The organism is Microbulbifer sp. ABH2_005 (genome assembly GCF_056160005.1).
The window spans coordinates 1,887,987-1,901,329 of the sequence record NZ_JBSWWI010000001.1 but is presented as its reverse complement, the minus strand read 5'-3'; the positions used below and the strand labels follow the sequence as shown (position 1 = coordinate 1,901,329).

Here is a 13,343-nt window from a genome sequence, read left to right as displayed (position 1 = left end):
GCCCTAACCCATTGTCTGCTGTTGTAATAAGGTTGCGTAACGCCCACCACGGGCGAGCAGCTCGCTGTGCCTGCCACTCTCTACGATGTGCCCTTTCTCCATAACCAGAATGCGATCGGCGTTCTCAATGGTACTGAGGCGATGGGCGATCACAAATGTGGTGCGGTTCTTCATGACTTCCGTTAGAGCCGACTGAATATGGCGCTCGGATTCATTATCCAGAGCCGAGGTGGCTTCATCGAGAATCAGTACCGGCGCATCTTTCAACAGCGCCCGAGCTATCGACAGGCGCTGTCGCTGGCCTCCGGAAAGCATCTGGGCGTTGTCCCCCAATACAGTTTCCAAACCCTGTGGCAACTCTTCGATAAAGCTTGTTGCATGCGCTAACTCCACAGCCCGCAAAACGTTCTCTTTCGGGGCACCTTCCAGCTCGCCATAAGCAATATTGCGATAGACGCTATCGTTAAACAGCACAATATTTTGCGACACCATGCTGATATGTCGGCGCAGCTCTTGAAGCGGGACCGTGGAAATATCGACCCCATCAATCAGGATGCGCCCCCCGGTAGGGTCGTAAAAGCGAGCGAGCAGGCTTGCTAGGGTTGTTTTACCAGAGCCCGAGGCGCCGACCAGCGCAACTGTCTCGCCCGGCTCTACCGAGAAGCTGATATTCGACAATACCTGGGGAGCGGCCTTATCGTAACTGAAATCAAGAGACTCAAAAGTAACCGCACCACGTACAGGTTTGGGCAGTGCCTCATGGCCACCCTCCGGTTCACTGGGCGTATCCATTACCTCAAAAATACTTTCTGCCGCGGCAATCCCCTTCTGAATGTCCGCAAAGACTTCTGAAAGGCTGCGCACTGGCTTGGCCAAAGAGGCAGCGGCACCGATGTAAGCGGCGAAAACACCAGCAGTCATGGATTCCACCATGCCCGGCGCCAATGCCAACCACACGATGGTGGCGGTAGACAGGCCAACCAGAATTTGAATCACCGACACGCTGGCGTTATTAGCCACCACCAATTTCATAAATTGCCGGCGGTTATTGTCACTAGCCGATTCAAAGCGTGAATTTTCATATCCCTGACCGCCGTACATCCGCACCACCTGGTAACCATTAATGGCCTCCTGGGTAACATGGGTGACATCGCCCATGGAATTCTGGATGCGGTGGCTCAATTTACGGAATCGTTTGCCTACGGTACGCACAATAAGAGCAATCAAGGGGGCGAAGAGGAAAAAGGTTAATGTCAGCTTCCAGTTCACCAGCAATAAGTAAGCCAGCAGCGCAACTGTCGTAAAGGTCTCACGAAATAAAACCTTGACCGCCTTGGTGATGGAGTTGGTGACCTGCTCAACATTGTATGAGACTTTGGAAATCAGGTAGGCGCCAGTGTAACGATCAAAATAGGCGCTGGGCAGCTGACCAATTTTTTCAAATAACTGGGACCGCAACTGGTGTATAACCGCACGACCCACATAGGCGAGACCATAACTGCCAACAAAGTTACCAATCGCGCGCAGCAGAATAATGATCAACATGGCCAGAGGTACCAGCCAGCGCGCAGTCTCCTGTGGCATCACCCCATCGGGATAATAGGAAGCAACATATTTTGACAGAAAACCTCTGCTTTCCTGGATACCAGCGCCAACCGCATCTAACAGCAGCTCCGTAACAGCGATCAGGCTGACGCCCATGATAGAAAACAGGAAAAAACCCAGCACCGCAACACCAAAAATGGCCAGGTGCGGACGGGCATAGGCGAGTAAACGTCGGTAAGTGTGTGCCCCTTGCTGAGGTTTACTGGGGGGCATGGTTACTTTCTTCATACAGACCAATGACTGGACTCGCCCCATTACCCTAGGGAAATGGAGCGAGTACGCTCGCAGGGCTAGCAGGGATAAGAGTCCATACCGGACCTTAAAACGAAGCCAAGCGTGCTAGTTCACTTCTGGTTGCCGTGTAGTAATGCTTAGGTTGACAAAGCCTAACTGTCCAGCGGCATCCATTGCCCGCACCACGGCCTGATGGTGAGCTGTGGCGTCGGCGGTTATCACAAGCGGGCGATTGTACTCGCCTGCAGAAACTTCCGACAGCGCAGATTTCAAAGTGGTCAACTTTTTATTGATCAACCCCTGACCATTCACTGAATAAGAGCCATCGGCACTGATCAGAATTTCAACAGCTCGGGACTGTTCCTCCGCCTGGGGCCCCGAGGCCTCGGGCAAATTCAATTTCAGATGGCTCTCTTTGGTGAATGTGGTCGACACCATAAAGAAAATCAGCAGGAGAAAGACCACATCAATTAATGGCGTAAGGTTTACCCCATCCTGCTCTTTGGTTTGGCGGCGAAATTGCATGGATGGCTACCTCACTCAGGCCGCATTTTCAATTTTGCGATCACTGTGCAAAGCATCCACCAGCTTCACGGCTTCCTGTTCCATGGTGACCACGATAGTATCCACACGGCGCTGGAAGTACCTGTGCGCCATCAATGCCGGAATCGCCACAGTCAAACCCGCCGCCGTAGTAATCAGAGCCTGGCTGATACCACCGGCCAAAATACCCGCATTACCGGTGCCCTCCAACATAATGGCTGTGAACACCTGAATCATGCCGATTACCGTTCCAAGCAAACCAATCAATGGCGCAACGGCGGCAATGGTGCCCAGAGCATTGAGAAAACGTTCCAGCTCATGCACTACCTGGCTCGCAGTCTCTTCAATACTGTCTCTCATCACCTCACGACCATGGCGGGAGTTGGAAAGACCTGCGGCAAAAATTCTTCCAAGTGGACTGGAATCACGCAGCTCTTTCAGTTTCTCTCCATTGACCTGATTGCTTTTTAGCCACCCCCACACCTCTCCAAGTAAAGTGCGCGGTGCAATGCGCTGGGGATTCAGCGTCCAAAAACGCTCAATGCTGATAGCAATAACAGCAACGGAACACAACAGGATCGGCAACATCAGCCAGCCGCCAGATTTTATTATTTCAAACACTTTTCTTGGCCCTAAACAGCGAGAGGGATTTCTGGAATTTTTTCTGCATCCTAGACGCAGGAGTCGCACTTTATCACAGCTACTCTCGGCGGCTAAGTCTTCCACTAGGCTCAGCCTCACCATTGTGATCGGCATACCAAAACCGTGGCGCGGAACGCCCCAGATTTATTGCAGGCTCCGAAGTGCTTTTGTGCCAATGTAATTCGATAGCCCCACTCTGGGCCGTATTGAAAATTTGCGTGTCCATCGCGCGGTAGCGTGCAACTACGTCCGCATGCGGGTGGCCAAAATGATGGCGATAACCCGCACTGAATATGACTCGTTCAGGCTTTGCCCAACTCAAAAAGGCCTGCGATGAAGATGTCTTGGAGCCGTGATGCGGTGCCACCAGTAAATCCACTGGCCTCTGCATTGGATAGAGTTCCACAAGGCGGCGTTCCACCGAACTGGTGATATCACCAGTGAGTAATATACGTATTTGCTGCCACTCAATCAGAGCCACACAGCTCTGGTCATTCTCCTCGCCATCCATCGCTTTTTGCAGTGGCCACAACCATTGCACGGAGAGATCGCCAAAGAAAACCGTTTCACCCGCGACACAGGAGCTCGCATGAATATCGGAGCCTCTCGTCAGTTTCTCTCCCAGCTGCCCTGGAGCATAGAAATTGTTGACAAACAAAGACTGCAACAGCGCTTTCACCCCACCGGCATGATCCCTATCCCCATGGCTTACGACTAACCCATCGAGTGCACTCACACCCGCTCCACTCAAATAAGGGGCAACAATGGCACCTCCAGCACTCCAACCCGATGAAGAGACTGGGCCGGTGTCGAAGACAAGGCGCGCCTCTTGGGTGCGAATTGAGAGGGCCAACCCCTGGCCGACATCCAAAGCGGTGAAGGTAAGGCCCTGACGACCAGCGTCCGACACAGGCAAAAGAGGTTGCAGTAATGGAAATAGAAACAGAAGCCCCAGATAGCGCCCCGGTACCCCCCTAGGCAAAATCAGCAATAGGGCGCCCAGTACGGATAAGACGAGCAGGGTTGCGCTTTGAGGTGGCATCAATGGCTGCCAAGTAGGTACAAAATCCCCCGCATGCTCCAGCGTTCCTATCAGAAGAGTCAGCTGCCAATCGGCAAACTTAAAGCACCAGATTCCTGGAGCAGTCCCCATCAGTAAGGCACCTAGCATCAAGGCCGGCAGTATCAGCAAGCCAAGCCAGGGGATTGCCAACAGGTTCAACAGTATCCCACCCGAGCTGTAGCCGGAAAAATACACTACCGAGGGCAGAATCAAACCCAGTGCCACCAGCCACTGGCTGCGCAATAGTTGTACAAAGGTGGCAAGCCTGCGTAAAAGCCAGGCTTTCATGCGCTTTTTCATCCCCACATGAGCGCCTGTTTCACCACCTTCCACACCGATTTCCGCTGCCCTCGCCTGCCAAACGGAACTGCGCCCTGAAAACCCCAAAAGAAGCGCCCCCACCGCGGTGAACGACAGCCAAAATCCTACTCCGAAGAAAGCCAATGGCTGAATAATCAGCACTAGTGCCAAAGCGAGCGAAAAGGCCAAGCCAGCGCCTACTCTGCGCCGCCAATGCCAGGCCAGCAACAAGACCCAAGTCATCACCAAGGCCCTTTGGGCTGAAAGAGGCGCACCGGCCAAAAGGGTGTAGATCAGGGTGCCAAGGAGCGCCAGAAGCACCGGCAACCACCTGGGGCTGGCACCCAGTAACACCCCCAAAGTTCGGGCCAAAACCTGCCCCAGCAGAAGTAAAAATCCAGCCACCATGCCCACATGCAGCCCCGATATGGCCAAAAGGTGTGCGGTCCCTGTCTCCCTTAAAAGGTCCTTATCGGCATGGGAAAGACCACTGCGGTCTCCCAATAACAGCGCTGTGACCAAGGCATTCTGATTTATCGGTAGCTTTTGAATCCTCTCCCTCAAAGTGTCTCGCAAAGCAGAGAGCCCTGCAGCCTGCTCCAACCACTGCGGATCACCATTATGAGTACGCACATAGCCCGTTGCATATACGCCACGCCGTAAAAGCCAGCCCTCATAATCGAAGGTATGGGGATTCACACTGCCGCGCGGGCGCTTCAATCGCACCGATAACATCCAGCGGCTATTACCGCGCAAGCGCGCTTGCACCTCTTCATCTGCTCGATACCAGGTGAGATAGAGGAGGCTGCCTATATCAATACCCCCTACCCCAGCCTCCAAGACCCTCGCCTGGAAGCGTATATCCCTGGTAGCGGCACCCTGTGATGCATGGTTATTTCTGACTTCGGGCAGGGATACAACCTCGACTCTTAGGCGCTGATCTATGCCATGTGCCGTTTCGGGTAAACGCTGTTCAAGCGCAGTTTTATTGCTCGATAGCGCCCAAAGAGCTCCGAGTAATGAGGTGACAAGTAATAGAGAGAGGGAGCGTCTTTGAGGAATGGAAAGCAACAGTAGTAAAACAACCAGGTATACCCAGAGTACCGCCCCTATTTCTGGCAAAGCAGGCAGCATGCCAATAACTGCGATCGACAGAGAGAACACCCAAAGGACTAGAGTGAGGCTCCTTGGCCACAGAGTAGATTTGTGCCCCAGTCTCCCACTAAATCTGTACATTTTTTGTGCAATTCCTGTGGCGCCCATCCCTGTAAAAAGCCCTGTAATAACAACGCATTCAGTTATTCAATTCGCCACACAAAATAGGCACCCTAGAACCAAAAAACACCTGTAATCGGCGTGCCATGCCGCATTGTGACTGCCTTAACTGTTATTCATGGCACCTATTGGTCATATTTTTTTAAGAAAAATGCCATGTTTCACATGTTTGTAATATTCAGGTCGCAGAATCCGCACCAAATCGAGGGGCAACCAAAGGACTAAACGGAAGGCTTCCCCTCAACCCACAACCATAAACTGTGCGAGACGACTATGAATAAGACCGCTCTCTCTCTGGCCATTGTTGCCATGATCCCTACTCTGGCCAGCGCCCAAGAAGAAGGCGATGTCCTCGACTTTTACGGCAAAGCCAATGCTACCTTTCAGTCTGCTGACGAAGGTGATGGCTCTGTAACCGACGTTCAAAGCAACGCTTCCCGCTTGGGTGTTAAGGGCGAGATCGCCCTGACCGACGGCATCAAGGGTATCTACCGTATGGAATACGAAGTAGATATGGACGGCGACGCTGACGATACTTTCTCCCAGCGCAACATCTACGCAGGCCTGGAAGGCGGCTTCGGTCAGGTAATCGCGGGTAAGTTCGATACCCCACTGAAGGTTGCTCAGAAGAAAGTTGACCTGTTCAACGACCTGGAAGGCGATATCAAAAGCCTGATCACCAGCAGCGACAACCGCGAAGAAGACGCTCTGCAGTACACTACTCCGTCTTTCGCTGGCTTCAAAGCTTCTGCTGCTTACATTAGCAACAAAGATGAAGTCATTGGTTACGAGATCGTTGGCCAAGATGACGATGGTAACGACATCTTAGGTAAAGAAATCAAGCGCAACAACGGCATCTCTACTTCTATTGCTTACGATAACAATGGCGTTTACATGGCCTACGCTTTCGACCAAGACGTTGAAGGCCAGGACGTTGACGTTCAGCGCTTTGTAGCTCAGTACAACATCGGCCCTGTACAGGTTGGTGCTCTATTCGAAGACCAGGAAAACGCTGACGGCGAAAACGCCGATGGCTGGATGGGCTCTGTAGCGTACAAAATCGAGCAGTGGACTCTGAAAGCTCAGTACGGTCAGTCCGACATTAAGAAAGAAGACGGCGAAACTTACAGCCTGGGCGTTGACTACAAGTTCAACAGCGCAGCAAAAGTATTTGGCTTCTACACCGACGAAACTGCTGATGGCGATTACGACCGCAGCTATGCCGGTATCGGTGCTGAATACAAGTTCTAAGAGCACTTGTAACGGCGGTCATCCAAATTGGGAAGAGCTGTTTGACCGTCGTATGATTTGAGAGCTTGAATTAGGCGGCCTATGGCCGCCTTTTTTTTATTGGAAGCCACAAAGCCACATTGCGGCAGCCCATCAAATAACCAACTTCTCCATGAAAAGATGCACTGGCATTGCCTGTAACTGTTGTTGATCAGAAAATAAAGCTAATATTTTCTCTGCTTGGCCTGAAGGGAAACGTGCAGCCAGATTGGAATGGAATTTCTTCAACAAAAGCGGTATCCCCTCTTTACGGCGTCGACGATGACCAAGGGGATATTCCACCACTACATTCTCTGTTGCCTTGCCCCCCTTAAAAAATACCTGCACACCATTCGCAATTGAACGCTTATCCGGATCAAGGTAATCCTTGGAATAGCAGCCATCTTCCACGACCGTAATTTTCCCGCGCAGCACATCAATTTCCGGATGGGACTGATGGAATTCATCCTCGTAATAACCAGCCTGTAAATCCCCAAACAAAAGAGCTACAGCCACGATATATTGCAGGCAGTGGTCGCGATCCGCTGGATTGGCGAGAGGACCGCTTTTACTAATAATTCGTATTGCAGATTGGTGGGTGGCCACGACAATCCTATCAATATCCCCCACTCTGTCTTTCACCTGCGGATGTAAAAAAATCGCAGCCTCACAGGCCGTCTGGCCATGAAATTCCGCCGGGAAGGAAATCTTGAAAAGGATATTTTCCATTACATAGGAACCGTATCTGCGCGGAAACTTGAATTGCTGCTCCTCCAACGGTTTTATTGCCTGATCAGCATTGGTTTTACTGAAAGCCACGTCATAAAAGCCCCACTGCTTCGCCGTAAGTACGGTTGGTATACCCATCTCACCACGCATGGCCATATCCGCCAAGCGAACTCCCCTTGCCGTGGCATCTCCTGCCGCCCAAGATTTACGCGAACCCGTATTGGGGAAGTGCCTGTAGGTACGCAGGGCACTACCATCTACCCAGGCCTGGGAAATCGCCGCCAGTAATTCTTCCCTGCCTCCCCCCATCAACCAAGTAGCAATCGCTGTAGAAGCCACGCGAACCAACAATACATGGTCCAAGCCGACGCGGTTAAAGCTGTTTTGTAATGCCAGTATCCCCTGGATTTCATAGGCCTTGATCATCGCCTCCAACACCTTTCCCATTGTTATAGGCTCTTTCCCTGCACTCAGCCGCTTCTGAGAAAGGAAATCGCACACCGCCAAGATGGCACCCAGATTGTCAGATGGATGCCCCCACTCAGCGGCCAGCCAGGTATCATTGAAATCCAACCAGCGGATGGTGCAGCCTATATCCCAGGCAGCTTTAACCGGATCCATACGAAATTGAGTACCTGGCACACGAGCCCCATTGGGCACCCATGTTCCCTCAACCAAAGAGCCAAGCAGTTTTGTGCATTCAGGAAAGCGCAATGCCAAAAAGGCACAGCCGAGAGAATCCATTAGGCAGTAGTGCGCTGTTTGCCAGGCCTCATTAGAATCAACCTCAAAATTGAGAACGTAATCGGCGATATCCTGGATGACCTGATCATAAATTAGATGGCCAGTTTGGTCTGAGTCCGTGCGCATAGCAGATGGCCTGATGGTACTGTTAAGAAATTAAATAAGCCTAGTAATTTTTTAGCTGTATCTTTGACTTTGTAAATGGATAACAAGAGATAACAAGATTTGAGCGCTGCGACATTGATGGCTTGCTTTTTCGTGTATATTGTCATCCTGTGAACTTCACTAATATTCGACCAAGATTGAAAAGGTAAGAAGGTTTGTGATTAGTCTTTACATTTCAACTTCCAATAAGAAAACAGTAAATTGCACACAATAGCGACTAAAACAAAAAGGATATGCTGCACCACAGAAACAGTGTTATTCCGTCAGGGAGCGGCCTCACGAAACATTTATTTTATACATGCCGGTTATGTACTTATCCATAAAGTGGACTTTAATGGCAACCGGGGACTTGTAGACCTGTATGGGCCAGGCTCCTGGTTTGGCCCAGGTCTTGGCGGAAATTCACAAGAAATAGAAGCCATTGCCAAAATAGGTTGTCAGCTAGAAGTCGCTTTTCCAGAAAATCTCAATGCCCTGTTACATTCACTGTCACAAACCCAGCAAGACCTTATAGAGCATCTAGCCAACAGAGAGGCTTTATTACAACAGCGTATATTTCAGTATATAACTGCGCCCCTGGCTGTCAGATTGGCAAGTTTATTATCCCAACTCTTTCATTTTCGGGGGCAACCTTGCGCTCACGGGCATGAATTAGATGTAAAGCTTTCCCAATCTGAGCTAGCGGCTATGGCCGGCGGCAGTAGACAAACTGTTAGCCAACTACTTAGCACCTGGAAACACAAGGGCATTATTGATTACACACGCCAACATATTTGCCTACTAAACAAAGGCGCCCTCGAAGGCTTAGCGCAAGGCTAAATTTGGCTTTAGTGTCAGCTAGCTGACAGTTGATCGCCCCTGCCCTCCCTATACTTCCAAAAAAAATGAGGACTAGTGCTAGTCCCCACCTCCATGGAATCAACATAGGAAGAGGCATTATGCGCACAATCTGCTTAGTTACACTGGGAATACTATTTAGCCTACAGGCCGTAGCCCAAGAGAATCTAAAGTCCACTTTCAGTCATTTCGTTGACGCACAGGGAAACATCACATTACCCAGGGATTACCGCCAAGAATGGACTTTTCTCGGCTCTTATCAAGTAAAGTCATCCAGTGGCGAGGGCTGGGATACACATATTGTTTACACTCAACCTGAAGCGGTTAAAGCCTTTCGCAAAAATGGAAAATTCCCGGATGGCGCAGTCCTGGTAAAAGAGGTCAACAGCACCAAATCAGAACCATTAACCACTGGCTTGGCTTACTACTCTACTGATCTCCAGTTTACCTTTATGATGGTAAAGGACACTGAAGGGAGATTCCCCAATAATGAGGCCTGGGCAGAAGGCTGGGGATGGGCTTTATTCAAGCCAGGGGCAGCAAAAAGTGAAACCAAAACCTGGAAGGGCAGCGGGCTTAACAACTGTTTTGGATGCCACTTACCAGCCAAAAATAATGACTGGGTCTATACACAAGGCTATCAACAAGTCCTGCAGAATTAACAAGCAAGCATAGCCTCCTTCAAATCAGCTTATCACTTCCACCCCAGCACTAATTGATTTATATCAATTAGTGCAATCTTGATTACCGTTAACATGCGGCCGCTTCCGACTATTCCACTATGAGTTTTTCTGTGTTCAAACCTGAGTTACTGTCCCCCGCAGGGACTTTAAAAAATATGCGATATGCGTTTGCCTATGGTGCCGATGCCGTTTATGCCGGCCAGCCCCGCTACAGCTTGCGTGTGCGCAATAATGAATTTAAAAATATTGAAACCCTGCGCCTAGGCATAGAAGAAGCACACCAGCAGGGAAAACAGTTCTATATCGCCTCTAATATCGCCGCTCACAACGACAAAGTTCGCAGTTACCTGCGGGACCTGGAAGAAATTGTCGAAATGGGACCTGACGCCCTGATTATGTCCGACCCAGGCCTGATAATGATGGTAAGGGAGCGCTGGCCTGAACTGCCAGTCCACCTATCCGTACAGGCCAATGCGGTAAACTACGCGACCGTAAAGTTCTGGCATCGCCAGGGGTTATCTCGGGTGATACTTTCCCGGGAGCTGTCCCTGGATGAGATTGAAGAAATTCGCCAGAGAGTGCCTGAGATGGAGCTGGAAGTCTTTGTCCACGGTGCGCTCTGTATCGCCTATTCCGGGCGCTGCTTGCTATCCGGTTATATGACCCATAGAGATGCCAACCAGGGCGCCTGCACCAACTCCTGCCGCTGGCAATACCAAGCTCATGAAGCCAAAGAGAATGAAGTTGGCGAATTGATTCATGTGCAAACCCAGGAAACTATTCAGGAATCTATCCAGAAACCCATCCAGCAACCCACCTCCGCCAGTGGCAGTACTTCCCAGGCCCTTTTACTACAGGAAAAGGGTCGCCCTGGAGAGTATATGCCGGCCTACGAAGATGAGCACGGTACCTACATCATGAACTCCAAAGACCTACGGGCCGTACAACATGTCAAGCGCCTTACGGAAATGGGGGTTCACTCTTTAAAAATCGAAGGTCGCACCAAATCCCACTACTATGTGGCTCGTACTGCTCAGATCTATCGTCGCGCTATAGACGATGCTGCAGCAGGAAAAGACTTTGACATGAAGATGATGGACGAATTGGAAACCCTCTCGAACAGAGGCTACACGGAAGGTTTCTACCGTCGCCATCCACCAGCAGAATACCAGCAATATGAAAAGGGGTTGATATCAACTCCGGGCCAACAGTTCGTAGGCGAGCTTATTGACGGCAGTCCTGAGTATTTGACGGTTGATGTTAAAAATCGCTTTGAACGCGGTGATCAATTGGAGTTAATGACTCCCAGCGGTAGCTTGTTCTTCCCCTTGGAGCAAATGGAGAATACGGAAGGCAAAGCGATCGATGTAGCTCCAGGATCCGGGCATATCGTGCAAATACCCCGACCAGAGGGGGTTGATGACGATCAACTTCAACAGGCGCTATTGGTCAAAGCCCTGGGATAACCCTCGGTCTGTAATTAGCACTAAGGCTTATCAAGCCCTTGGTTTTACAAATATATTTTGTTAAAGGTGTAGTGGTTTAGACAATCTACCGGATTCACTAAGCCACGACACCTTTATTCCCACTACATCATTCCCACTACATCTCCACAATTTTACTTGTGAATCGATCCTCAAAATTCATTGGGTAATCGTTAAACTTCACAAGTGACTGCCCGCCTCACAATATTCAAACCGTCCTGTATTTCCCCACCATTCATCGCAAGCAACTGGTTCTTGTACCAATTTTCCTGCATTTTCAGCCTCACCTAAAACCCTTTTAAAGCCCTGAGTTTTGATCACAAAAATATGCTCGACAGTACTAATTACAAGATAAAAATCCGCCCTACCTCGGAGTTCCAACAGGAATACACCCGTTTTAAATAGTTATGATTTTCCACCTCTAACTCGCCCCCGCATCAAGGTTTCACAGTAGAAAAGCGTGCAACGATTGCTTAACCAAGGAAATGCCGCAATATGGATATTATTAAACCTAAGAAACGCCCCCTGATTAAGCACCCTTTAATGCTAGGTGGTGCTGCTCTTGCTTTTGTGGCATTTACCAGCACCCTCCTGTTACTTCCTGACAGCGCCTATAAGGTAGAGCGGGAACAGCTAATGCTAGGTACCGTCCAACGGGGAGACCTGCAGGTTGTGGTAGATGGCTACGGTAGGCTGCGTTCAGACAAGCAGACTTTAATTACCGCCCTAACCGCAGCGAATGTTGAAAAAATCATGTTGCGTCCCGGTGCAGAAGTACAAAGTGATAGCATCATTATGCAGCTGAGTAATCCAGAGTTAATGCGCGACCTGGATGCAGCCGAAACCTCCCTGGAGCAAGAGGAAGCTAATCTGCGCCGGCTTGTTCTGAACAACCAGCGCGATGTGCTCGCGGAGGAAGCCATACTCGCGGAACTGAACTCCAATTACCAAGTGATCAAGTTGCGTCGCGAAGCTGAGGACGAACTGGTAAAAAGTGGAGTGGTTTCCCAGCTCACCTACCAAACCACCGTCTTACGCCAAGAGCAGATGAAAAAACGTGTGGACCTGCAAAAACAGCGTATCAACCACCTGCGCAAAGTCGCCGTCGAATCAGAGTTAATCCAGCGCGAGCAAATCAACCAAGCCCAGACCCAACTGCAGAGCATACAACAGCGGACAGATCGCCTCACAGTACGCGCCGGCCTGGACGGCATACTACAACGACTACCAGTAGAGCTGGGGCAAGGTGTCAATCCCGGGCAGGAGCTGGCGCTGATCGGCAGCGAGACTGATCTTCTCGCTTTGGTTCAAGTCCCACAATCCAAAGCAGAGCAACTGGAGGTTGGCCAGCCCGCTGAAATTGATACCCGCAGAGAAAAAGTCGAAGGTATGGTAACCCGTATTACTCCTGAGGTTCGGGACGGCAATATTGAAGTGGAAATTGCTTTTAGCGCGGGCGCGCCAGAGTCTGCCAGGCCACAGCTCAACGTCGATGCCCGTATCTTCACTGCCACTATGGAAGATACGCTGTTCGTCGAGAGGCCTATCAATGTGCAGAGGCACAGTGAGGCCAATCTCTTCCTGATGAACGAAAACGAGGAGGAGGCGTCACTCCAGCCCATCAGCTTCGGCGAGGAGTCGGGTCGATATATCCAAATCACCCAAGGCGTCAATGAAGCGGATCGTATCATCCTCTCTGATATGGCCAATTTTAATGAAGCTGAGCATATCCAGATTGTTGACTAAAGCCTGAAACCTAAAGCGAGAAAG

11 protein-coding genes are annotated in these 13,343 nt (G+C 50.4%); 5 read left to right on the top strand and 6 right to left on the bottom strand.

Annotated features, from left to right (window positions below):
• Positions 1–3 precede the first annotated feature (3 nt).
• The 4 genes from msbA to ACXAFI_RS08255 all read right to left on the bottom strand — a co-directional run bounded on the left by msbA (position 4) and on the right by ACXAFI_RS08255 (position 5,521).
• Positions 4–1,818: a lipid A export permease/ATP-binding protein MsbA gene (msbA, locus tag ACXAFI_RS08270; protein WP_475108417.1), complete on the bottom strand. Its 1,815-nt coding sequence runs from the start codon at positions 1,816–1,818 to the stop codon at positions 4–6.
• A gap of 126 nt (positions 1,819–1,944) precedes the next feature.
• On the bottom strand, positions 1,945–2,364 hold the full coding sequence (locus tag ACXAFI_RS08265) for an ExbD/TolR family protein (RefSeq protein ID WP_475108416.1): 420 nt from the start codon (positions 2,362–2,364) through the stop codon (positions 1,945–1,947).
• 15 nt (positions 2,365–2,379) lie between these two features.
• On the bottom strand, positions 2,380–3,003 hold the full coding sequence (locus ACXAFI_RS08260) for a MotA/TolQ/ExbB proton channel family protein (RefSeq protein WP_152453681.1): 624 nt from the start codon (positions 3,001–3,003) through the stop codon (positions 2,380–2,382).
• 79 nt (positions 3,004–3,082) lie between these two features.
• A complete protein-coding gene (locus tag ACXAFI_RS08255) occupies positions 3,083–5,521 on the bottom strand; it encodes a DNA internalization-related competence protein ComEC/Rec2 (RefSeq protein ID WP_475108415.1) in 2,439 nt (812 codons plus the stop codon).
• 414 nt (positions 5,522–5,935) lie between these two features.
• Here ACXAFI_RS08255 and ACXAFI_RS08250 point away from each other — a divergent pair, with 414 nt between their 5' ends.
• The gene (locus ACXAFI_RS08250) at positions 5,936–6,913 is read left to right on the top strand and encodes a porin (RefSeq protein ID WP_152453683.1); all 978 of its coding nucleotides are present in this window, start codon (positions 5,936–5,938) and stop codon (positions 6,911–6,913) included.
• Between the two features lie 132 nt (positions 6,914–7,045).
• Here the strand turns inward: ACXAFI_RS08250 and ACXAFI_RS08245 are convergent, their stop codons facing one another.
• Positions 7,046–8,530, bottom strand: a complete 1,485-nt coding sequence (locus ACXAFI_RS08245; protein ID WP_475108414.1) for a bifunctional 2-methylcitrate dehydratase/aconitate hydratase — start codon at positions 8,528–8,530, stop codon at positions 7,046–7,048.
• A 240-nt stretch (positions 8,531–8,770) separates the two neighbouring features.
• Between ACXAFI_RS08245 and ACXAFI_RS08240 the strand changes: the two genes are divergently transcribed.
• The 3 genes from ACXAFI_RS08240 (at position 8,771) to trhP (ending at position 11,555) form a co-directional block, all read left to right on the top strand.
• Complete coding sequence (locus tag ACXAFI_RS08240) at positions 8,771–9,388, top strand: Crp/Fnr family transcriptional regulator (RefSeq protein WP_475108413.1); 618 nt, start codon at positions 8,771–8,773, stop codon at positions 9,386–9,388.
• A 119-nt stretch (positions 9,389–9,507) separates the two neighbouring features.
• Entirely contained in the window at positions 9,508–10,068 is a 561-nt protein-coding gene (locus ACXAFI_RS08235; RefSeq protein WP_475108412.1) for a cytochrome P460 family protein, read from the top strand.
• Between the two features lie 176 nt (positions 10,069–10,244).
• Positions 10,245–11,555 carry a prephenate-dependent tRNA uridine(34) hydroxylase TrhP gene (gene trhP, locus ACXAFI_RS08230; RefSeq protein ID WP_475108411.1) on the top strand — a complete coding sequence of 437 codons (1,311 nt, stop codon included), beginning with the start codon at positions 10,245–10,247 and terminating at the stop codon, positions 11,553–11,555.
• A gap of 198 nt (positions 11,556–11,753) precedes the next feature.
• On the opposite strand, the gene ACXAFI_RS08225 is transcribed toward trhP, so the two are convergent.
• Positions 11,754–11,954, bottom strand: a complete 201-nt coding sequence (locus tag ACXAFI_RS08225) for a hypothetical protein (protein ID WP_475108410.1) — start codon at positions 11,952–11,954, stop codon at positions 11,754–11,756.
• A gap of 114 nt (positions 11,955–12,068) precedes the next feature.
• Here ACXAFI_RS08225 and ACXAFI_RS08220 point away from each other — a divergent pair, with 114 nt between their 5' ends.
• Positions 12,069–13,319, top strand: coding sequence for an efflux RND transporter periplasmic adaptor subunit (locus ACXAFI_RS08220; protein WP_475108409.1), 1,251 nt, complete (start codon positions 12,069–12,071; stop codon positions 13,317–13,319).
• Positions 13,320–13,343 lie beyond the last annotated feature (24 nt).